Annotated in this window: 18 protein-coding genes; 10 read left to right on the top strand and 8 right to left on the bottom strand. The window is 74.6% G+C overall.

What is annotated here, in order from left to right:
• Positions 1-112 precede the first annotated feature (112 nt).
• Positions 113-934, top strand: coding sequence for a rhomboid-like protein (locus tag ACF068_RS01430; protein WP_392272100.1), 822 nt, complete (start codon positions 113-115; stop codon positions 932-934).
• A gap of 76 nt (positions 935-1010) precedes the next feature.
• On the opposite strand, the gene ACF068_RS01425 is transcribed toward ACF068_RS01430, so the two are convergent.
• Both ACF068_RS01425 and ACF068_RS01420 read right to left on the bottom strand, forming a co-directional pair.
• A complete protein-coding gene (locus ACF068_RS01425; RefSeq protein WP_392272099.1) occupies positions 1011-1814 on the bottom strand; it encodes a nucleotidyltransferase in 804 nt (267 codons plus the stop codon).
• Complete coding sequence (locus ACF068_RS01420; RefSeq protein ID WP_392272098.1) at positions 1808-2230, bottom strand: DUF4259 domain-containing protein; 423 nt, start codon at positions 2228-2230, stop codon at positions 1808-1810. The genes ACF068_RS01425 and ACF068_RS01420 overlap by 7 nt, the downstream gene beginning before the upstream one ends.
• A gap of 151 nt (positions 2231-2381) precedes the next feature.
• Between ACF068_RS01420 and lon the strand changes: the two genes are divergently transcribed.
• Positions 2382-4793, top strand: a complete 2412-nt coding sequence (lon, locus tag ACF068_RS01415; RefSeq protein WP_392272097.1) for an endopeptidase La — start codon at positions 2382-2384, stop codon at positions 4791-4793.
• 81 nt (positions 4794-4874) lie between these two features.
• On the opposite strand, the gene ACF068_RS01410 is transcribed toward lon, so the two are convergent.
• A complete protein-coding gene (locus ACF068_RS01410; protein WP_392272096.1) occupies positions 4875-5702 on the bottom strand; it encodes a trypsin-like serine peptidase in 828 nt (275 codons plus the stop codon).
• A 29-nt stretch (positions 5703-5731) separates the two neighbouring features.
• Complete coding sequence (locus ACF068_RS01405) at positions 5732-6733, bottom strand: helix-turn-helix domain-containing protein (RefSeq protein WP_392272095.1); 1002 nt, start codon at positions 6731-6733, stop codon at positions 5732-5734.
• A 149-nt stretch (positions 6734-6882) separates the two neighbouring features.
• Here ACF068_RS01405 and ACF068_RS01400 point away from each other — a divergent pair, with 149 nt between their 5' ends.
• The gene (locus ACF068_RS01400; protein ID WP_392272094.1) at positions 6883-9699 is read left to right on the top strand and encodes a M4 family metallopeptidase; all 2817 of its coding nucleotides are present in this window, start codon (positions 6883-6885) and stop codon (positions 9697-9699) included.
• A gap of 83 nt (positions 9700-9782) precedes the next feature.
• Here the strand turns inward: ACF068_RS01400 and ACF068_RS01395 are convergent, their stop codons facing one another.
• Positions 9783-10613, bottom strand: a complete 831-nt coding sequence (locus tag ACF068_RS01395) for a lysozyme (protein WP_392272093.1) — start codon at positions 10611-10613, stop codon at positions 9783-9785.
• A 219-nt stretch (positions 10614-10832) separates the two neighbouring features.
• On the opposite strand from ACF068_RS01395, the gene ACF068_RS01390 reads away from it, so the two are divergent.
• Positions 10833-11318 carry a MarR family winged helix-turn-helix transcriptional regulator gene (locus ACF068_RS01390; RefSeq protein ID WP_392272092.1) on the top strand — a complete coding sequence of 162 codons (486 nt, stop codon included), beginning with the start codon at positions 10833-10835 and terminating at the stop codon, positions 11316-11318.
• A 66-nt stretch (positions 11319-11384) separates the two neighbouring features.
• Here ACF068_RS01390 and ACF068_RS01385 read toward each other — a convergent pair whose 3' ends face one another.
• Positions 11385-12185, bottom strand: coding sequence for a hypothetical protein (locus tag ACF068_RS01385; RefSeq protein WP_392272091.1), 801 nt, complete (start codon positions 12183-12185; stop codon positions 11385-11387).
• 353 nt (positions 12186-12538) lie between these two features.
• Between ACF068_RS01385 and ACF068_RS01380 the strand changes: the two genes are divergently transcribed.
• The 5 genes from ACF068_RS01380 to ACF068_RS01360 are packed head-to-tail and all read left to right on the top strand — an operon-like array spanning position 12539 to position 18304.
• Positions 12539-15532, top strand: coding sequence for a nitrate- and nitrite sensing domain-containing protein (locus ACF068_RS01380; protein WP_392272090.1), 2994 nt, complete (start codon positions 12539-12541; stop codon positions 15530-15532).
• The gene (locus ACF068_RS01375; RefSeq protein ID WP_392272089.1) at positions 15529-16050 is read left to right on the top strand and encodes a roadblock/LC7 domain-containing protein; all 522 of its coding nucleotides are present in this window, start codon (positions 15529-15531) and stop codon (positions 16048-16050) included. The genes ACF068_RS01380 and ACF068_RS01375 overlap by 4 nt, the downstream gene beginning before the upstream one ends.
• Positions 16047-16454: a DUF742 domain-containing protein gene (locus ACF068_RS01370; RefSeq protein ID WP_392272088.1), complete on the top strand. Its 408-nt coding sequence runs from the start codon at positions 16047-16049 to the stop codon at positions 16452-16454. Before ACF068_RS01375 ends, ACF068_RS01370 begins: the two co-directional genes overlap by 4 nt.
• Positions 16435-17052, top strand: coding sequence for an ATP/GTP-binding protein (locus ACF068_RS01365; protein ID WP_392272087.1), 618 nt, complete (start codon positions 16435-16437; stop codon positions 17050-17052). The genes ACF068_RS01370 and ACF068_RS01365 overlap by 20 nt, the downstream gene beginning before the upstream one ends.
• Positions 17053-17068: 16 nt before the next feature.
• Positions 17069-18304 carry a styrene monooxygenase/indole monooxygenase family protein gene (locus ACF068_RS01360; RefSeq protein WP_392272086.1) on the top strand — a complete coding sequence of 412 codons (1236 nt, stop codon included), beginning with the start codon at positions 17069-17071 and terminating at the stop codon, positions 18302-18304.
• A 108-nt stretch (positions 18305-18412) separates the two neighbouring features.
• Here the strand turns inward: ACF068_RS01360 and ACF068_RS01355 are convergent, their stop codons facing one another.
• Entirely contained in the window at positions 18413-19312 is a 900-nt protein-coding gene (locus ACF068_RS01355) for a DMT family transporter (protein WP_392272085.1), read from the bottom strand.
• Between the two features lie 37 nt (positions 19313-19349).
• On the opposite strand from ACF068_RS01355, the gene ACF068_RS01350 reads away from it, so the two are divergent.
• Positions 19350-20765, top strand: coding sequence for a PLP-dependent aminotransferase family protein (locus ACF068_RS01350; protein WP_392272084.1), 1416 nt, complete (start codon positions 19350-19352; stop codon positions 20763-20765).
• 106 nt (positions 20766-20871) lie between these two features.
• Here the strand turns inward: ACF068_RS01350 and ACF068_RS01345 are convergent, their stop codons facing one another.
• Positions 20872-22026, bottom strand: coding sequence for an NlpC/P60 family protein (locus ACF068_RS01345; RefSeq protein WP_392272083.1), 1155 nt, complete (start codon positions 22024-22026; stop codon positions 20872-20874).
• Positions 22027-22028 lie beyond the last annotated feature (2 nt).

Raw genomic sequence — 22028 nt, 5'->3', positions numbered from 1 at the left:
CGCTGTGACCTATGTCATGGACGAGGCGCACATGATCGCGTTGGCTGGGGCAAGCATGATCCGGGGGTGTCGTGCGGGGGGTTCCGTAACAACAGGGAAGGGCGGCCTCGCGGTGCACCAGCTCCGGACGCGCGCGACGGCGGACGGCGCCGGGCTGCTGGAGGGCATCCCCGGCCAGCGCCGGGCCGCCGGTGCGGCGACGGATGCCGCGGGTGCGGCGACCGGTGCCGCCGGTGCTTCCCCCGGGGGCTCCCGTCCGGAAGGCGCTTCCGGGTACGACGCCGCGTGTCCGTCCGTCCGTACGGAGGGACCCTGGCGGAGGGCGGCGCGGCTCCTTCCCACGCCCACCGGTACGCCGTTCACCTTCGGCTACACGGTCGTCCTGGTCGCCACCTCGCTGTTCGCCCGGTACGGCGACCCCGCGACCGTCGCCGGGCTGCTGCACGCCTCCAGCACCGACGTCGCCCACCTGTCCCGGACGCCGCTGCTCGTGCTGGTCGCCAGCGCGCTGTGGGTGGCGGGTGGCCTGTTCTCGCCGTACGCCCTGGGGTTCGTCTTCGTACTGACGGCGCTGGAGCGCCGGATCGGGGCGTGGCGGGCGGCCGCCGTGTTCCTGGTGGGGCACGTGGTGGCGACCCTGGCGACGGAGATCCCGGTCGGGCTGTCCGTCCTGGCCGGACACCTGCCCCACACATCACTGCACCGGCTCGACTACGGGATCAGCTTCGGCCTGATGGCGTCCGTCGGGGCGCTGGCCGGGCTGCTGAGCCCGGTGGCGCGCGGCGTCGTGCTGGCCTGGGTGTCGGTGATGCTGTTCCAGGACCTGCTGGCCTTCGAGGACCCCCTCACCAACTGGGGGCACCCGCTGGCCCTGTTGATCGGTGTCGGCGGCTGGCCGCTGCTGCGCCGCGTGCGACGGCGCCCCGTGGCCTGAACCGGCCGGGCCGGTCGGGCTCACGGTCCCGGCCGGCTCCGCGATCCCGGCCGGCGGCCCCGTCCCCGGCCCACCGTCACTGCCCGGGGCGGGGCGCCTTCACGCCGTGCAGGACCCGGTACTCCTCCGCCAGCCAGGTCCCCAGGTCCTCGATCAGCACCGCCAGCACCTCCGCATCCACGCCCGCCGGGCGGCGCCCCACCGCCGCGGCCGTCCGCATCTGCCCCGCCCGTGCCGGGTAGTGGGTGCCGAACACCGCCGCCATCCCCTCCAGGTCGCTCGTCCAGTCGCCGTGCCGGGGCAGCACCAGCGTGAAGCCCGTGCGCACCAGGTGCCGGCCCACCCCGCGGGCCAGCCGCTCCCGTTCGGCCGCCGTCCCGGCCCCGGCCAGCCGCCGTCGCCAGCGCGGCAGCAGCAGCGCCAGGTCGCCGTTGGTCTCCCGGGCCAGCAGGGAGGTGGGCCGGTAGCCGGGCAGGTGCCCGGCCAGGTCCTCGCCCAGCAGCGGGGTGCACAGGCAGGCCACGAAGAACCCGAGGTCGTACCGCTCCCGCTCGCTGAGCAGGGTGGGCACGCCGAACAGCAGCGCCGAGGCGCCGTCGATCCGCGCGAACCGGCCGTCCAGCTCGGCCTCCAGGTCCGCGACGGCGGCCCGGTCGGCCTCCGTGGGCTCCGCCCGCAGCGCGATGAGCAGGTCGAGGTCGGAGACGCCCGCGACGGCGGTGCCGCGCGGAACGCTGCCGTACAGGTACGCGCCGTGCAGCCGCTCGGGACCGAAGACGGCCGCGATGCCCGCCCGCGCGGCGTCGACCACCGGGGCGAACACCTCCGGCACCCGGTCGAGGGAGCCCTCCCGGGCCAGGGTCCCGTCCTCGTTCAGCACCGGCCCGCCCCGCCGGCCGGACCGAGGGGCGACAGGACGTCCCGGAGCCGGTCGACCGACGCGCGCCAGCCGCCGTCGGCGGAGCCCCACAGCTCCGGCAGCTCCGACGGCTCCCGCACCACCCGGTCCAGCGCCTCCACGGCCAGGGCCCGGAGGCCGGTGAGATCCGGGAGGGGTTCGTCGGGGCCGTAGTGCGGGTCGGCGGGGTCACCGCCCGGGCACTGCGCGGCGACCAGCGCGGCCGCGGCGACCGCCTCCTCGGCCACGGGCGCCTCCAGGTAGCCGGTCGTGCCGGCCACCACCAGCAGCCGGTCACGGACCAGGCGCGCCCGGTCCTCCTCGCCCGCGTCATCCAGGTCGCCGCAGAAGTCGGCGGCGGTGTCGTTGTCGAACGGGCCGGAATCCCAGGTCCCCATGCGTATCCCCCGGTCGTCGGTACGGTCCCGCGCATCATCGCAGTACCCCCGGGTGACGCCTGATCGCTCAGAGCGAACAGGTCCGGGGAACACCCCGCACGGCAGAAGCATTGAGTGTGTACAGCTCAACTTGACTGCCGAAGGGGAGATCATGGCTTCGACGTCCACACCGCTCACCCTGCCCGTGCTGCCGCTCGACGACGAGGTCGTGCTGCCCGGGATGGTGGTGCCGCTGGACCTGTCCGACACCGAGGTGCGTGCCGCGGTGGAGGCCGCCCAGGCGGCGGCCCGGTCCTCGGGGGGCCAGGGGGGCAAGCCCCGGGTCCTGCTGGTGCCACGCATCGACGGGACGTACGCGGCGACCGGCGTCCTCGGCACCGTGGAGCAGGTCGGACGGCTCTCCGACGGCGACCCCGGCGCCCTCATCCGCGGTCGCGGCCGGGTGCGGATCGGCGCCGGCACGACCGGCCCGGGCGCCGCCCTGTGGGTCGAGGGCACCACCGTCGAGGAGACGGTGCCCGAGCCGCTGCCGGGCCAGGTCGCCGACCTCGTCAAGGAGTACAAGGCGCTGGCCACCAGCTGGCTCAAGAAGCGCGGCGCCTGGCAGGTCGTGGACCGCGTCCAGCAGATCGACGGCGTCTCCGCCCTCGCCGACAACTCCGGCTACTCGCCGTTCCTGACCCTGGCCCAGAAGGTCGAGCTGCTGGAGACCGAGGACCCCGTCGCCCGCCTGAGGCTCGCCACCGAGCAGCTTCGCGAGCACCTCGCCGAACAGGACGTCGCCGAGTCCATCGCCAAGGACGTCCAGGAAGGCGTCGACAAGCAGCAGCGGGAGTTCCTGCTGCGTCGTCAGCTCGAAGCCGTACGCAAGGAGCTGCGCGAGCTCAACGGGGAGAAGGAGGGCGACGAGTCCGACGACTACCGGGCCCGCGTCGAGGACGCCGGGCTCCCGGAGAAGGTGCGCGAGGCGGCCCTCAAGGAGGTCGACAAGCTGGAGCGGTCCAGCGACCAGAACCCGGAGACCGCCTGGATCCGCACCTGGCTCGACACGGTCCTGGAGATGCCGTGGAACGAGCACACCGAGGACAGTTACGACATCGGGGGCGCCAAGGAGGTCCTGGACGCCGAGCACGCCGGTCTGGAGGACGTGAAGGAGCGCATCACCGAGTACCTCGCGGTGCGCAAGCGGCGGTCCGACCGCGGCCTGGGCGTCGTGGGCGGACGGCGGGGCGGCGCGGTGCTGGCGCTGGTCGGCCCGCCCGGCGTCGGCAAGACCTCGCTCGGCGAGTCGGTCGCGCACGCCATGGGCCGGAAGTTCGTACGGGTCGCCCTCGGCGGCGTACGCGACGAGGCGGAGATCCGCGGCCACCGGCGCACCTACGTGGGCGCCCTGCCCGGCCGGATCGTCCGCGCGATCAAGGAGGCCGGATCCATGAACCCGGTGGTCCTGCTCGACGAGATCGACAAGGTCGGCTCCGACTTCCGGGGCGACCCGGCCGCCGCGCTGCTGGAGGTGCTGGACCCGGCGCAGAACCACACCTTCCGCGACCACTACCTGGAGGTCGAACTCGACCTGTCGGACGTGGTCTTCCTCGCCACGGCCAACGTGCTGGAGGCCATCCCAGAGGCGCTCCTCGACCGGATGGAGCTGGTCCGCCTCGACGGCTACACCGAGGACGAGAAGGTCGTCATCGCCCGGGACCACCTGCTGCCGCGCCAGTTGGAGCGGGCGGGCCTGGAGAGCGGCGAGGTGACGCTGGACGAGCCGGCGCTGCGCAGGCTCGCGGGCGAGTACACCCGCGAGGCCGGCGTCCGGAACCTGGAGCGGTCGATCGCCCGGCTGCTGCGGAAGGTCGCCGCCCGGCACGAACTGGGCGAACAGGAGCTGCCCTTCACCATCGGCGCGGACGACCTCCGGGGCCTGATCGGGCGGCCGCACCACGTGCCCGAGTCCGCCCAGGACCCGGCGGAGCGGCGCACCGCCGTCCCCGGTGTCGCCACCGGGCTCGCGGTCACCGGCGCGGGCGGCGACGTCCTGTTCGTCGAGGCGTCGCTGGCCGACCCGGAGACGGGCGCGGCGGGCCTGACGCTGACCGGCCAGCTCGGTGACGTGATGAAGGAGTCCGCCCAGATCGCGCTGAGCTTCCTCCGCTCGCACGGCGCCGAACTGGAACTGCCCGTCACGGGCCTCAAGGACCGGGGCGTGCACATCCACTTCCCGGCCGGCGCGGTGCCCAAGGACGGCCCGAGCGCGGGCATCACCATGACGACGGCGCTGGCGTCGCTGCTGTCCGGGCGGCTGGTCCGCACGGACGTGGCGATGACCGGCGAGGTCTCCCTGACCGGGCGGGTGCTGCCGATCGGCGGCGTCAAGCAGAAGCTGCTGGCGGCGCACCGGGCGGGCATCACCACCGTGATCATCCCCAAGCGGAACGAGGCCGACCTGGACGACGTCCCGGCCGAGATCCTCGACAAGCTGGAGGTCCACCCCGTCACCGACGTCCGCCAGGTCCTGGAGCTGGCGCTCGCCCCCGCCACCACGGAGGTCCCGGTGGCGGCCTGACCCGGCGGTCCGCCGGCCGGAGCGCCGGGGCGCGCCCGCGCCCCGGGGCTCCGGCCCGTCCCCCGGAAAGTCCCACGCCCCCTACGTGGCGGCGGCCTTGACGGCCCGGTCGAAGAGCGCGCGGGTACGGGCGTCGAAGAGAACCGCCGTGGACTCGGTGTCCGTCTCGCCGCCGCTCAGGACGCCGATCAGGCGGCCGGCGGCGAGCCACGGGCTGCCGCTGGTGCCGTCGAAGAAGCCGTCGCACTCCATCAGCATCGAGCCGGACAGGTCCGGGTCCCGCCGGGTGTCCGTGGTGCAGGAGACCGGGCCGTCGGCCGGGTTGTGCTCCTTGTTCGGGTACCCCACCACCGTCACCCGGCGCTCGGGGCCGGACGCCCAGTCCGGCCGGGCCGCGCCCACCACGTCCTGCACCTGGCGGCCCCGGCCGTCCGGCGCCAGGGTCAGGAAGGCGTAGTCGTGGGCGTCCGCGTCGTCCCCGGCGGCCTTCCACGCGTCGGCCACCTGCACCGTACGGACCTTCCACGTCCCGTACGGCGTCCGCTTCGCGCCCGTGCCCCGGTAACCGGGCGCGAACGAGAAGCCGGAGCTCGCCGAGCCGTCCGCGAACACACAGTGCGCGGCCGTCGCGACGACGTTGCCCCGCGGGCTGTCGACGACGCTCGCCGTGCACCAGTGGCCGTCCTCGTCGAGCAGCACCCCCACCGACGGCAGCCCGGCGGACGGCGCCGCCGACCGCTGCGGAGCCGGAGCCCCGGCCCGGGCCTTCGCCCGGTCCGGCGCGGGGGAGCCGCTCGCGGCGCCCCGGGCCGTACCGTCCGGGCGCGCGGCGGAGTGCGACGGCCCCCCGCACGCGGTGGCGGTGGTGACGACGGCGACGATCCACAGCAACGGCCTCTTCCAGCGCATACGGCCATCCTTGCCCATGGCCGCGCCGCTCAGCCATCCAGCCAGCCCCGTGACGACGCGCGCGCCCCCGCCTGGAACCGCGTCCGCGCGTCCAGCGACTCCAGCAGCCGGCTGATCCGGCGCCGTGCCGTGTGCACATGGACCCCCAGCCGGCGGGCGATCGCCTCGTCCTTGTGCCCCGCCGCCAGCAGCGCCAGCAACTCCCGCTCCGGCCCCGGCAGCGCCGCGGCCCCGTCCTCGACGCCGCCGCCCAGCGGCCCGGCCCGCTCCCACACCGCCTCGAACAGCGGCAGCAGCGCCCCGCACAGCAGCCCGTCCCGGCTCACCAGCGCGGCCGCCCGCGGCCCGGCGGCGTCCGCCGGCGGCAGCAGCGTGACGCGCCGGTCCACCGCGACCAGCCTCGCCGGGACGTCCGCGGCCACCCGTACCCGAAGTCCGCGCCCCGCCAGGCCGGTCAGCGCCCGCGCCCGCCCCGGGTCCGCGAGCCCCGCCCGGTCCAGCACCGCCCGCACCCGTACGCCCCGGGCCAGCAGCGACTCCACGTCCAGCGCGGTGTACGGCGGCCGGTCCATGACGACGACCTCCCGCTCCGCGCCGTCCAGCAGCCGGGCCGCCCGCTCGGCGATGGCCCGCCGCCCCGTCACCACCTCGACGCGCCCCCGTTCGCCCCCCGGGGCACCGGCGTCCCCCGCCAACCGGTCGGCGGCCAGGCGTAACCGGGCCAGTTCGGCGGACCGCAGGTGCAGTTCCGCCTGCCGGCGGTGGATCAGCGTACGGATGGCGGCGGCCGGTGCGGCCGGGTGCGGTAGCGCGTCCCCCGCGCAGGACGGATCGGACGGGTCGGGCGGATCGGGCGGCCGGGCGAAACCGTGCTCGACGAGCCGGTCCAGCGCCGCGTCCAGCCGCTCGCGCGGCAGGCCGAGCAATCGCGCCAGCTCGTCCGCCCCGTCCGCCTGTTCCTTCAGCAGCGCCTCGTAGGCGCGCTCCTCGGTCCTGCCCAGGCCGAGAGTGGTCAGTTCTCCCTGGATCATGCGTCGGATTCTCACTCCGCCTTCACATGCCCCACAAGTGTGCGTGTCCACTTCTCAACCCCGCCCGTCCATTGCCGCGTTGGCGGCCCACGGCTTGCATGGCCATGACCACCTGAACGGCTGACCAGCACGTGGGAGGGATACGGACTGTGCGCGAACCCAGCACGCCCAGCACGCATGCGGGAACATCCGGCATACGGGCGGGGGCCCGGGCGGCGGCTCTGCTCGCCGCCGCCGGGCTCCTGATCACCGCGGTTCCGGCCTCGGCGGCGACCCCGCCGCCCGCCGGACCGCCCGCCGACGTGATCCCGGGGGCGCGGACCGCGACCCCCGCCCTCGTCGACGGCCTCGACGAGGCGACGGACGCGGGGGCGAGCCCGGCGGACGCGGCGCGCGAACACCTCGCCGCCAAGGAGAGCCGCTACAAGATCGCCGAACCGCGGCGTGATCTCGCCCCCGTGCAGACGCTGAAGCGGGGCGCCGAGGAGACCGTACGGTTCCAGCAGAAGCACAAGGGCGTGCCGGTCCTCGGCGGGCAGTACGTGGTGCGGATGGAGAAGGAGGGCGCCGAGCGGGTCGTCACCGGCACCTCCGGCAAGTACTTCACGGGCCTGACGACCGGCGTGGAGCCGGCCGTCGCCAAGGACGTGGCGGTCCGCCGCGCGGTCACCGCGACCGAACGGCGGCTCGGCGGCCACCGCCTGGCGCTCGCCGACGCGGAGCGCGCCCGGAAACACGAGCAGCCGCTGCGCGGCACCGCCGGGGGACTGGTGGTCGTCCCGCGCGGCGAGGGCGTGCTGACGTACCACGTGACGGTGAGGGGGACGCACCCGACCACGGGCGCCCCGGTCCTCCAGCACGTGTACGTCGACGCGCGGGCCGGGTTCCCGGTCCTCCAGTACAGCGGCATCAGGACGCTCACCGCGCCCACCTCCCCGGAGGGGGCGGCGAACGGGACGGCCGGCGCCCCGCCCGCCCCCGGTACCGGGGCGGTCGGCAGCGGCACGCTGCTGAGCGGCGCCAAGGTGGAGCTCAACGTCAGCAAGGCCGGGGACGACCGGTACGTGATGGCCGACCGGGCCCGGATGGCCGACGGCAGCAAGGCCGCGCTCACCACCTGGGACGCGCGCGACAAGGACGTCTCCGAGGTGCTGGGCGGCTGGCCCGCCGACCTCAAGGAGTTCGGCTCGCCCGGCGCGGAGTTCGGCAAGGACGCCACCGAGGCGGGCGCGGTCGACGCGCACTGGGCGGCCGGGCAGGTCTACGACTACTACAAGAAGCACCACGCCAGGGACGGCCTCGACGGGCGCGGCTCGGCGGTCGACAGCCTGGTGGGCGTCACCCAGTTCGGCATGCCGTACGTGAACGCCTTCTGGGACGGCACCAAGATGGTGTACGGCTCCGGCGACAGCGAGTACAAGCCGCTCTCCGCCGACCTCGACGTGGTCGGCCACGAGATGACCCACGGCGTCGTGGAGAACACCGCCAACCTGGTCTACGCGGGCCAGTCCGGCGCCCTCAACGAGGCCGTCGCCGACTACTTCGGCAACGCCATCGACGTCACGGCGTCCGGCACCGCGATGGATCACCCGGACGCCGGGCTCATCGGCGAGGACCTGTGCCGCAAGGCCGCGCCCCGCGCCTGCGCCCTGCGGGACCTCAACGACGGGGCCACCACCTCCAGGAGCTTCCTCGGCGCCACCTTCGGCACCGACAACGGCGGTGTCCACCTCAACTCGACCATCTTCTCCGGCGCGCTGTGGGACATGCGCCAGGACCTGGGCGCCGAGCTCGCCGACCGGATCGTGTACAAGGCGCTGACCGAGTACATGACCCCGCTCGACGGCTTCACCGACGGCCGCAACGCCGTCCTCGCCGCGGCGAAGGACCTGGGCGTCACCGGGCAGCGGCTGAACGCCGCCAAGCGCTCCTTCAACGCCCACGGCATCGTCGCGGGCTGGGAGGACGCCCTGGGCGTGGACTCCGACGAGCTGCTCGGGAAGCTGAACACCACCGGTACCGGGGTGCAGGCCGGCGGCGGCTGGTGGACGGCCGCCAGGTCCAACGACGACGGCACCGAGCCGTACTCCGTCCTCGCCGGCCGCGCGGACGGCAAGGGCGCCCCGAAGCTGCTGAGCCCCAACGACGGCCGCTACCACGTGTACCCGGCGACGGACGGGAAGACCGTCGTCTGGGCGGCGTACGGCCCGGCCGGCGTGGACGTCCTGTCCCGCCCCCTGGCGGGCGGTCCGATCCGGAAGCTGTACTCCGCCACCACCTCCGACGTGGCCGGACTGCGGGTCGAGGGCGGGGTGACGGTCTTCGAGACGACCGGTCTGTTCACCCGGCACGTCGTCCACCTCCGCGCCGGTGACAAGGAGCCGACGTACGTGGACGGCGCGGGCGACGACGTGCTGACCGCCCTGCCGTCCATCGCGCACGGCAGGATCGCCTACGCCAAGCTGTACCCGGAGGGCGGCGAGTACCGCCTCGGGGTCGAGCTGCTCGACCTGAAGACCGGGAAGAAGACGCTGACCGAGCGCCTGGACGAGCCGCAGAACCTGGGGCAGACCGCCCTCAACGGCGGCAACGTCTTCTGGCTCACCGAGCAGAACGTCACCGACAACGGTGAGATGGGCATCCGCCGGGCGAACCTCGACGGCACCGGCGCGTACGACATCAGCTCCGAGCACAAGCCGGGCGCGCTGATCGCCTCCGACCTGACCGTCTCGGAGACGGCGGTGACCGTCAACGCGGTCCTGCCGGACGTCCAGTACCGCAACGAGACCCTGCCGAAGAACTGGCAGTTCACCACCGACGGCTCCCGCCAGGAGCGGGTCTCGTGCAACCGCGGTGAGCAGCTCTCCCCGGCGGCGCTCGCCGGCACCGGCGTCGTCTGGGTCGACGGCACCACGGGCTGGACGAACCTCGTCACCCGCGACCGCCCGGCCGGCCGCTGCGGCTGACGCCGCCGCTCCCGCCCGCCGGCTCCCCGCGAGCCCCCCGGCGCCCGTCCGCGCCGGGGGGCTTCCCCATGCCCGGCGGGGGGTCAGCCCACAGCGAGGGCCTGGAGGCGGTCGTAGGCGCCGTTGAACCTGTCGTGGTCGCCGACGATCGGTCCCGTGGAGGTGTACTGCCACATGGTGTGGTACGCCCAGCCGGCCGGGAGTTCGCCGACCGTCGTGTTGTAGCGGGCCACCCACAGCGGACTGGTCGCGCCGAAGCCGCCGTAGTTGCCGGTGCACTGCTTCCACCAGCTCGTGGCGGTGTAGATCACCGCGTGGCGGCCGGTGCGGTACTGGTAGCGGTTCAGGAAGTCCCGGATCCAGGTGACCATCGCCGACTGGCTCTTGCCGTAGCAGGCCGCGCCGTACGGGTTCCACTCGATGTCCAGCACGCCCGGCAGCGTCCTGCCGTCGCGCGACCAGCCGCCGCCGTTGTTGACGAAGAAGTCCGCCTGGGCCGCGCCCGACGTGGTGTCGGGGGTGGCGAAGTGGTAGGAGCCGCGGATCATGCCCACGTTGTAGGAGCCGTTGTACTGCTGGGCGAAGAAGGGGTTGGTGTAGTACGTCCCCTCGGTGGCCTTGGCGTAGGCCCAGCGCACGCCGCTGTTCCAGAGTGCACCCCAGTCCACGGCGCCCTGGTGGCTGGAGACGTCCACGCCCTCCGTCTGGGCGGCGCGGCCGTCCGGCGGCAGGCCGCCGACGCCGTCGTGGGCGGCGACGCCCATGCCCATGCGGGCACTTCCCCGGGCGGGTCCGGCGGTGGCGGCGGCCGGGTCCGGGAGGGCGAGGGTGAGCAGGAGGGCGAGTACGGCCAGGGTGGTGAGCAGCGCGAGGGCTGGGGCGGAGCGGGTCGTTCCGGATCTGTGCACGGACATGGCGTGCCTCCGAAAGGCCTCGGTGGGGGTGGTGCGGGGATGAGGGGGCATGTCTGGCGTGAACATGCCATTCATGACGCTACGCACGTAGACCCGGCCCGTGGAAGAGTCTCTGGGTGACGCCGTTGGTCTACGCCTGCGAAATACTGGACGAGCTGCGGCGATGGCCGCCGCCGGAAAGAACTTTCAGAACCTCGAAAGCGCGCGAAGGGTGCTGACGTGCAGGAAAGCCCGACGGAGACGGACGCCCGGGGCGGCGAGGGGTGCGCCGCCGCGCACCAGGAGTTCCTCGCCCTGGAACGCGAACTGGCCGTCTTCCTGCGCCGCGCCCGCGCCTCGTCCGGGGAGATGGCCCGCGAGGTGCACCCCGACCTCGAACCCGCCGCCTACGGCCTGCTCGTCCGCCTGGAGGACGCCGGCACGCAGCGCGCCACCGCCCTCGCCGCGTACTTCGGCGTCGGCAAGGCCACCATGAGCCGCCAGTTGCGCGCCCTGGAGGACCTCGGGCTCGTCGCCCGCGACCCGGACCCCGCCGACGGCCGCGCCTCCCTCGTCCGCCTCACCGACGAGGGCCGCGGCCGCTTCCGCCGGGTCCGCGACGCCCGGCGCGCCCGCTACATGCGCAAGCTCGCCGGCTGGGACCGCGCCGAGGTCGCCGAACTGGCCCGGCTGCTGCACCAGCTCAACGCGGGCAGCGAGGACTGACGGCTCCCGCCGGCTCCGGTTCCGGCCCGCGCCCGGCGGGCGGGACCGGCCCCGGCCGGCGGTCCCTCACGGCTGCCGGAGCCCGACGTGCACCACCGTCGCGTCGTCGTGCCTCTTCCAGCGGTACGTGTACGAGGGCGACGCCTCCAGCTCCCGCACCCGCGCGATCAGGCCGCGCGGTCCCTCCTTGGCCACCACGTCGAAGCAGTCGGCCCAGTCGCCCCGCCGGAACACCTCCGTCCAGCGGGTGGCCCCGTCCGTCATCGCCACCAGCGCCCGCACCTCGGCCGCCGGCACGCTGCCCGTGACCGCGAGCTCCGCCACCGACGGGTCGGCCGCCGCCGTGTAGAACCCGCCCTCCTTGTTCCGCACGGTCGCGTCCGCGATCGCGTGGGACGCCAGCGAACCGGGCGGCAGCCGGTCCAGCCGGTCGTCCACCACCGCCCGCACCGCCCCGTCGGGCGAGCGGAGCAGCAGCACCGAGTCGGCCAGCACCAGGTAGTCGACCTCCAGCGCCCCCCAGCGCGCCAGGACCACCGTCGCCTGGGGTGTACGTACGTGAGAAAGGTCACACGTGTCGCGGTGGGCGTCCGCGGTGCGCCGGATTGCCTCCGCCAGCACCCCGGTCAACGGCAGATCCGGCCGGGAACCGGACAGTTCGGTCAGCGCGCCCCCGAGCCGCGCGGTGAACCAGGGCACCGAGTGCACACAACCGTCGTCGTCGATCGGGGGAGTGACCCCGTCCAGCACCACCAGCGTGCCGCCCTGGCCGGACGCAGGAACCGCCACGGCCGCCCAGTCCTCGTTGGGGCGTTCCGGCGAGCCCGGGACGGAGGAGATCTCGGTCTGCATGGGCCCAGTCTGCATGACTCCTTCACACCGTCCCCGGAAACCGGGAAGAGCCCCGTAGCGGCTGGTCAGCACCGGCCGAGCGGCGGAATCCGGACGTCCGGCGAGGTGCGGGCGGGCATCCTGCCAAAGCCCCCGTCGATCTTTCAACCCGTCCCCCCGCACGACCGCCCGGCACGTGCCCGGGAGAGTTGTTCGCCAACTCCGGAGTGTTGTTCACTCGTTCGGGTGGCGGAGTGGCCGACGTGTGCCTTCTTCGACGGCGGCGCTGGAATGGTCGGGGCCGTACCAGGGGTCGGAGGGCTGTGCGCGTGCGTGACCGGTCGTCACCTCTGCTTCATGGGCGGACGAGTTCGAGAATGTGAGCACCGGTGCAGAAGCGCAGTGAGACTCCCGGCGACCCCCAGGCACCGGGCGGCCGCCGCGTACGCGTACGCAGCCGGCTCGTCGCCGGTGTGGCGCTGGTCAGCATCACCGTCCTGGCGGCCGGAGCCCCCGCCGTCCTCACCGCCTCCGCCGACCTCAACGACTCCCAGCGGCTGGTGACCCTCGCCGAGCTCAACCGGCAGGCGGTCACCCTCGCGCATTCCCTCGCCGACGAACGCGACCAGGTCACCGCCTACATCGCCGCCGGCCGGGGCACCGGCGACGACGACCCGAAGGCCGGGGACACCCCCGCCGTCGACGCCGCCCACCGCGCCCGCGTCGACCGGCAGATCGACGAGATCCACGCCGAGGCCCCCGCCGGCCTCCGCCGCGACCTCGCGGGCCTCCCCGCCACGAGGCGCGCCGCCCTCACCGGCAAGGGCACCGCCATGGAGGCCCACCGGGCCTACACCGAGGTCATCGCCAAGCTCCAGGCCCTCGCCGCCGAACTCGCCGACAAGACGCCCGCCCGCGCCGCCGACGCGGGCGCCGGCACCCGCGCCCTCACCGAACTGGGCCGCGCCGTCGACCAGGCCTCCGCCACCCGCGGCCTGCTCCTCGGCGCCCTGTCCGTACCCGGCAGGAAGAGCACCGGTCCCGTCTACGACCCCGTCACCGGCCGGTTCGTCGAGCCGGAGGACCCCGCCGGGGACGAGGCCGACCGCGCGCGCGGCGTCCTCAGCGCCGCCGCCCAGACGGCCCGGGTCCGCGAACAGGCCGCGCTCGCCGACTTCGACCAGGCCGCCCCGCCCGCCGCCCGCGAGTCCCTCGCCGCCACGGTCACCGGCCCCGAGGTCAAGAGCGCCGAAACGTACCTCGCCCGCCTCACCGACCGGCCCGAGCTGTCCGAGGGCGACCGCAAGACCGACCGGGACAAGCTCCGGGCGGCCCTCACCGCCCGCATCGAGCAGATGCGCGGCGCCCAGTCCGCCCTCGCCTCCGGCGAGGTACAGCGCATGGAACAGCTCCGCGACGACGACGTCACCGCCCTCGAACTGCGCGTCGCGCTCCTCGGCGGCTGCCTGCTCGTGGCCATCGGCGTCTCGGCCGCCGTCGCCCGCACCCTCACCCGGCCGCTCGCCGTCCTCCGCATCGGCGCCGCCCGGATCGCCGAGGAGCCCGAGACCCAGGAGCCGGTCAAGTTCACCGGCCGCAACGACGAGTTCGCCCAGGTCGTCCGCTCCCTCAACACCCTGCACGGCAAGCTGCTGGAGCTCGGCGCCCGCGCCGGACAGCTCGACGCCGACCGCACGGACGCCGTCGCCGCCCGCGAGGCGCTGGCCGCCGAACTGGCGGGGCAGCGCGCCGAGCTGCGCGAGCGGACCGCCGAGGTCGGCGCCGAACTGGAGGCGCTGCGCAGCAGCGTCCACCACACGTTCGTCAACCTCTCCCTCCGCACCCTCGGCCTGGTCGAACGGCAGCTCGCGGTCATCGAGAAGCTGGAGGAGCGGGAGCAGGACCCCGAGCGCCTCGCCACCCTCTTCAAGCTCGACCACATGGCCACCGTCATGCGCCGGCACAGCGAGAACCTGCTGGTCCTCGCCGGCCACGAGCACAACCACGCCCACCAGGGCCCGGTGCCGCTGGTCGACGTGCTGCGCGCCGCCGTCAGCGAGATCGAGCGGTACGAGCGGGTCACCATCCAGTCCCTGCCGCCGCAGGCCCACGTGGCCGGGTTCGCCGCCGACGACCTCAGCCACCTGCTCGCCGAACTGCTGGAGAACGCCACCTCCTTCTCCCCGCCGGACGCCAAGGTCCGGCTCTCCGGCTGGCTGCTGGAGAGCGGCGAGGTGATGCTCTCCGTCGAGGACGAGGGCATAGGGATGACGGAGGGCCGGTTCGCCGAGCTGAACGCCCGGCTGGCCGACCCGGAGGCCGGGCCCGCGTCCGAGGAGGACCGGGACGGCGCGGGCCTCGGCATCCGGGTCACCGCGCTGCTCGCGGCACGGCACGGCGTACGGGTCCAGCTGCGCGAGCAGAAGCAGGGCGGTGTGACGGCGGTCGTCGTCCTTCCCTCCGCGCTGCTCCCGGAGGCCCCGCCCACCGCCCTGCCCCCGTCGGTCGCCGTCGCGGGCACGGCCCCCGCGCTGAACCTCCCCGGCTCGGCCGCCGAGGCCAACTCCAACACCCTGCCCGGCGCCCGTACGGCCCGCGACCCCCTGGTCGCCGCCGCCGAGGCGACCCTCGGTGCCCCGGCCGAGGGCGACGCCCCGGCGGACAGCGAGGCCCCGGCGGACGGCGACGCCCCGGCGGACGGCGACGTCCCGGCCGAGGACGCCGCGGCGCACGAGCGCCCGTCGGCGGACACGCCCGCGCCCGAGGCGCCGGCCCGGGACGTCCCCGCCGAGGTCCCGCCTGCCGCCGAGCCCGCGACGACCGGGCCCGAGTCGGCGTCCGGGTCCGAGCCGGAGTCCGGGTCCGAGGCGTCCGAGCCGGAGACCGCGCCCGAGCCGGAAGCCGAGCCCGGACCCGCCCGGGCCGAGACCACCCTCCAGGTACGGGCACCACGGCCCGCGCCGGAGGCGGAGCCGGCGCCCGCACCGGAGCCGGAGCCGGAGCCGGAGCCGGCGCCCGGGTCCGCGTCAGGGCCGGACGCCGCCGGCGCCGACGACCCGGAGACGCGGACCCACGAGCGAGCCGACGCCCACGGTCCGCGTGCCGAGGACGACGAGCCGCGTGCGCGGGAGCCCAAGTGGGAACGCGTCACCGACAAGGGCCTGCCCAAGCGGACGCCCAAGGTCGTCGAGCCGTCCACGCCGCCCGCCGGGCGCAAGGGCGGCCTCGACGCCGAGGCGCTGCGGCGCCGGCTCGGCGGGTTCCACCAGGGCGCCAAGGACGGCCGCCGCGACGCCGAGGCGGAGATCGCGGAAAGCACCCAGCAGGAAGAAGCGGTACGCAGCGAAGAGACGGGGGACACAGTCGAGGAGGCACGCAGTTGACTGCGACGACCGGCAGTACCACCGGCACGGCGACGTTCGGACTGAGCAGCGAGGCCAAGAACCTGCACTGGCTGCTCGGCAACCTGGTCGAGGAGGTGCCAGGAGTCCGCTCGGTCGCCGTCGTCTCGTCCGACGGACTTCTCCTGCTCTCCTCCGACCCGGCGGCCGGCAAGAGCGACAGGGACCGGACCGACCGGGCGGACCAGGGCCGGTCGGACGGGCCGCGCGGGGCGGCGGCCGACCTCGCCACCATCGTCTCCGGCATCGGCAGCCTCACCATCGGCGCCGCCCGGCTCATGGACGGCGGCGGCGTCAAGCAGACGATGGTCGCCATGGAGGAGGGCAGCGTCTTCGTCATGTCGATCAGCGACGGCTCCCTCCTCGGCGTGCACGCCACCGCCGACTGCGACATGAGCGTCGTCGCGTACCACATGGCGCTCTTCGTGGGCCGCGCCGGACACGTACTCACGCCCGAACTCCGCAGTGAGCTGCGCAAGTCGATGGAGAGTGCCGCATGACCTCCGTGTCCGCCGCCGGCCGGCTGCCGGTCCGGGGAGGCGGGCGGCGGCCCGCCCGCGTCCGCCCGTACTCGCTCACCGGCGGCCGTACCCGCTTCGGCCACGTCCTGCTCGTCGAGACGTTCGTCGCCGCGCTCGAAGCGCCGGAGGAGCGCAAGGAGCTCACGAAGGGCGGGCTCGCCCGGGTCATGCCGGAGATGCGGGCCATCGTGGACGTCTGCCGCCGCATGCGCACGGTGGCCGAGATCTCCGCGCTGCTGAAGATTCCGCTGGGGGTGGTCCGGGTGCTGCTCAGCGACCTGGCCGACCAGGGGAGGATCCGCGTGTACGGCACCGGTCACGGCACCGGCCAGCCCGACCGCGCACTGCTCGAAAGGGTGCTGAGTGGTCTCCGCCGTCTCTGAGATATCCCTGGACGAGCCCGAGGCCCAGGCCTGGCAGCTCGACCACACCCGCGCCCCCATCGCCACCAAGGTGGTGGTCGCGGGCGGCTTCGGTGTCGGCAAGACGACCTTCGTCGGGTCCGTCTCCGAGATCACCCCGCTCACCACCGAGGCGCTGATGACGCGCGCGAGCGAGGACACCGACGACCTCTCCGCGACGCCCGGGAAGCTCACCACCACCGTCGCCATGGACTTCGGGCGCATCACGCTCGACGACGACCTGGTGCTGTACCTGTTCGGCACGCCGGGGCAGCAGCGCTTCTGGTTCATGTGGGACGACCTGGTGCGCGGCGCGATCGGCGCGGTCGTCATGGCCGACACCCGGCGGCTGACCGACTGCTTCCCCGCGCTCGACTACTTCGAGAGCTGCGGCCTGCCGTACGTGGTGGCGGTCAACCACTTCGAGGGGACCGAGCTGTTCGAGGCCGAGGACGTGCGCGAGGCCCTCACGGTGCCCGCGGACGTACCCGTAGTGATCATGGATGCCCGGAACCGGATCACGGTGATCGAGTCGCTGCTGGCGCTCGTCGCCCGTGCCCTCGAGATATCCCCCGAGTAAGGAAGAGAGACCCTCGATGCGGAAGATACTCATCGTCGGAGCCGGGCAGTCCGGGCTCCAGCTCGCCCTCGGGCTCCAGTCGCGGGGGTACGAGATCACCCTGATGTCCAACCGCACGGCGGACGAGATCCGGGCCGGCCGGGTCATGTCGACGCAGTGCATGTTCGACACCGCACTCCAGCACGAGCGGGACCTCGGCATCAACTTCTGGGAGTCCCAGGCTCCGCGTATCGAGGGCCTCGGCGTCTCGGTCGCCGCGCCGGACTCCACCCGCGCCGTCGACTGGGTCGGCAGGCTCGACGGGTACGCCCAGTCCGTCGACCAGCGCGTGAAGATGGCCGGCTGGATGGAGACCTTCGTCCAGCGCGGCGGCCAGCTCGTCATCCACGGGGCGGCCGTCTCCGACCTCGACTACTTCTCCCGCACGTACGACCTGGTGCTGGTCTCCGCCGGCAAGGGCGAGCTGGTGTCCATGTTCGGCCGGGACGCGTCCCGCTCCCCGTACAGCGAGCCGCAGCGCGCGCTGGCCGTCGCGTACGTCCACGGGCTGGGCCCGCGCCCCGAGCACCCCGACTTCGACGCGGTCCGCTGCAACCTGGTGCCGGGGGTCGGCGAGCTGTTCGTGATGCCGACGCTCACGACGAGCGGCCGGGCGGACATCCTGTTCTGGGAGGGGCTCCCGGGCGGCCCGCTCGACGTCTTCCAGGGGGTGAAGGACCCCTCGGAGCACCTGGCGCTCACGCTGGAGCTGATGGAGAAGTACACGCCCTGGGAGTACGCGCGGGCCACCAAGGTCGAGCTGACCGACGCGGGCGGCACGCTGGCCGGCCGCTACGCCCCCACCGTCCGCAACCCGATCGGCCGGCTGCCCGGCGGCGGCCTGGTCCTCGGTGTCGCGGACGTCGTCGTCGCCAACGACCCGATCACCGGCCAGGGCTCCAACTCGGCCTCCAAGTGCGCGGCCTCCTACCTGGCGTCCATCGTGGAACACGGTGACCAGCCGTTCGACGAGAGCTGGATGCGCGCCACCTTCGACCGCTACTGGGACACCGCGCAGCACGTCACCAAGTGGACGAACGCCATGCTCGGCGTCCCGCCGGAGCACGTCCTCGACCTCATCGGCGCCGCCGGGCAACTCCAGCCCGTCGCCGACCGCTTCGCGAACGGCTTCAACGACCCGGCCGACTTCGAGAACTTCTTCTACGACCCGGAGAAGACCGCGGCGTACCTGGCCTCCGTCTCCGGCGCGTAGCGCACCGGCCACCGGCCGCCCCCTCGTGACTCCGTGTCCCCCCGGCCCCGACGGGCCGGGGGCACACACCTTCCCGCCTTCGCGCCTCGGCCCCGGCGCGCCTGGCGGTCAGGCGCCGTCCGCCGGGCGGCCCCGGCGGGTGCGGACGGTGAGGGCGGCGGAGGCGATGACGGCGAGGCCGCCGAGGACGGTGGGCCGAGTGAGCGGTTCGCGCAGGAGGAGCGCGGCCCAGCCGATGGTCATGACGGGCTGGACGAGCTGTATCTGGCTGACGCGGGCCATCGGGCCGATCGCGAGGCCGCGGTACCAGGCGAAGAAGCCGAGGAACATGCTGACCACCCCGAGGTAGGCGAACGCGGCCCATTCGAGCGGGCCACCGGCCGGGGTGTGCGACGCCATGGCGTGGGCGGTCAGGGTGACCATCAGGGGCGCGGACAGGACGAGCGCCCAGGAGATCGTCTGCCAGGCGCCCAGCTCCCGGGCCAGGAGGCCGCCTTCGGCGTAGCCGGTGCCGGCGGCGAGGACGGCGCCGAGGAGCAGCAGGTCGGACCAGCGCAGGCCCCCGAGGCCGCCGCCCTGCGCCGAGGCGAAGCCGATGGCGGCGACGGCGCCGACGGCCGCCAGGCCCCAGAAGCGGGCCGGGGGACGTTCATGGCCGCGCAGCACGGCGATCACCGCGGTCACGGCCGGCAGGAGCGCGATCACGACGGCGCTGTGACCGGCCGACGCGGTGGTGAGGGCGTACGAGGTGAGGACGGGGAAGCCCACGACCACCCCGCCCGCGACGACCGCCAGCCGGGCCCACTGGACGCCCCGGGGCAGCCGCTGCCGGGTGAGCAGCAGGGCGGCGGCCGCGAGCACGGCGGCGACGACGGCCCGCCCGGAGCCGATGAACAGCGGCGACATCCCGCCGCCCCCGACGGCGACCCGGGTGAACGGCACGGTGAAGGAGAAGGCCGCGACTCCGAGCAGACCCCATCCGAGACCGGCTCGGCTCGGGGATAGCACCGGGGCCGCGGGGAGAGTAGCGCTACTGTTGTGTGTCATGAACAACGATAGCAGTGCGCGGATCGTCGCGGGGCTGAGCGAGTGGATCTCCACGGCGGCGCCAGGAGCCCGGCTGCCGTCCACCCGTTCCCTGGTGGCGCGGTACGGGGCGAGTCCGGTGACGGTGCAGAAGGCGCTGCGGACGCTGGCCGCGCAAGGGACGGTGGAGAGCCGGCCCGGCGTGGGCACCTTCGTGCGGGCGGTGCGCGTGGCCCGCCCCCACGACTACGGGTGGCAGACCGCCGCCCTCGGCTCGCCGCAGCACCGCATCCCGCAGGTGTCGGCCGCGCTGCGGCCCGTCCCGAACGACGTGATCGCGCTGCACTCGGGCTACCCGGACCGGGAGTTGCTGCCCGAGCGCCTGGTCCGGGCGGCGTTCACCCGGGCGGCCCGGGGGGACGCCGCGGTCAGCCGTCCGCCGGCCGCGGGGCTGCCGGAACTACAGGCGTGGTTCGCCGCCGAGCTCGGATCCGCGACGCCGGCCGGGACCGCGCCGCCGGCCCCGAGCGACGTGGTGGTCTTCCCCGGCAGCCAGAGCGGGCTGAGCACCGTCTTCCGCGCCCTGGTCGGCGCGGGCCGCCCGCTGCTGGTGGAGTCGCCGACCTACTGGGGCGCGATCCTCGCCGCCGCGCTGGCGGGCGTGCGGCTGGTCCCCGTCCCCAGCGGGGCGGACGGCCCCGACCCGGAGGAGCTGGCCCGGGCGTTCGAGCGGACCGGGGCCCGCGCCTTCTACGCCCAGCCGAACTTCGCCAACCCCACCGGCGCCCGGTGGTCGCCCGGCCTGGCCGACCGGGTCCTCGACGCCGTGCGCGCGTACGGGGCGTTCCTGATCGAGGACGACTGGGCGCACGACTTCGGCATCACCGCCGACCCGGTTCCGCTCGCCGTCCGCGACGACAGCGGCCACGTCGTCCACCTGCGTTCGCTGACCAAGAGCGTCTCCCCGGCCGTCCGGATCGCCGCGATCACCGCCCGGGGCCCGGCCCGCGAGCGCATCCTCGCCGACGCCCAGGCCGAGTCCATGTACGTCAGCGGCATCCTCCAGGCGGTGGCGCTCGACGTGGTCACGCAGCCCGCCTGGCGCACCCATCTGCGCGGTCTCCGCCGCCAACTGGCCGCGCGCCGCGACCTGCTCGTCGGCGCGCTCGCCGAACACGTGCCCGACGCCCGCCTGGAGACGGTCCCGGAAGGAGGGCTGAACCTCTGGGTCCGGCTGCCGGACGCCACCGACCTGCCCCGGCTCGTCCGCGACTGCGAGAGCGCGGGTGTGGTCGTCGCCCCCGGCGGGGAGTGGTTCCCCGCCGAGCCGACCGGGGCGTACCTCCGCCTCAACTACTCCGGCCCCCACCCCGGCGCCTTCCCCGAGGGGGCCCGCGCCATCGGCCGTGCCCTCGCCGCCCAACGGGCGGGCTAGGGGGTGTCCGGAAAGTATCGGCCTCCCCCGGAGGGCGGGGGCCGCGGTGTCCGGTGCCGTCACCGGACCGTGAGCTGTGGCCGGCCCGCCCCCCGCCGCCCGGCCGTCAGCCCGCCCCGTACCCCGTGTCGTACCCCTCGTCGGAGCCGCCCGCCGCGCCGGTGGGCAGCCCGGGCGGGGTGTAGGAGCGGAGGGGGCGGGCCGCGGGGTCGGGGCGTACCGCGCCGAGGAGCGGGTTCGCGGCGATGGGGGACACCTTGACCCGGGCGCCGGGGCGCGGCGCCTGGATGACCTTGCCGTCACCGAGGTAGATCGCCACGTGGGTGGCCTTCGGGAAGTACACCACCAGGTCGCCGGGGCGCAGCGCGCGCAGCGGGACCTTGGGCAGGGTGCGCCACTGCTCCTGGCTGGTGCGGGGGATGGCGCGGCCCGCCGCGGCCCACGCCCGGGAGGTCAGGCCCGAGCAGTCGAACGACTCCGGCCCCTCGGCGCCCCAGGCGTACGGCTTGCCGATCTGGCCGGCGGCGTACGCCAGAGCCTGGTCGCCCAGTTCGGAAGGGGTGCGGGCGCCTTCCAGCCGTCCGGTGGCGAGGAGTTCCCGCTGGGCGTCGGCGGTCTCCGTCTCCTCCAGGGCGGTCAGTTCCCCGACCTCCTCGTCCGACAGTCCGGCGAGGGTCTCCTCGACCTCCTTCAGCCGGGCGGTGACGTCGTCCCGGGCCGCCCGCTGCTTCTCCGCCAGCGCCCGCTCCCGGTCCAGCGCCTCACGGGACGCCGCCGCCAGCAGGTCCGCCCGCTTCGTGCCCTTCTCCAGCCGGGCGACGGTGGCGGCCCGTTCGCGCGCCGCGCGCCGGAGCAGGTGGTGCTGGTCCAGGGCGTGGTCGGGGTCGCGGGCGAGGAGCAGCCGCAGCGAGGAGGAGAAGTCGGTGCGCCCCTGGTACTGGGCGCGGGCCAGCCGGCCCGCTTCCGCGCGGCTGCGGGCCAGGGCGTCGCGCGTCCTGGTCAGGTCGCCGGTCAGCTTCTTCGTCTCGGCGGCGAGCGCCTTCAGCTCCTCCTCGGTGGCGTTGTACGTCTCGGTCGCCTCTTCCGCCTGCTGGTACAGGGTGCGCAACCGGGTGAGCAGCTCCGGCACCCCGGCCGGGGCGGCCGGTTCGGGAGCGGCCGGTTCGGGAGCGGCCGGTTCGGGGGCGGCGGACGCGGGTCCGGCGGGCAGCGTGACGAGCAGTGCGGCCGCGCAGACCGCGCGCAGCAGTTTTCCTGACATGG

It is taken from the genome of Streptomyces sp. NPDC016309 (assembly GCF_043077235.1).
Taxonomy (GTDB): Bacteria; Actinomycetota; Actinomycetes; order Streptomycetales; family Streptomycetaceae; genus Streptomyces.
Note: the sequence above shows the minus strand (reverse complement) of the source record. Positions and strands in the feature narration are given on the sequence as shown.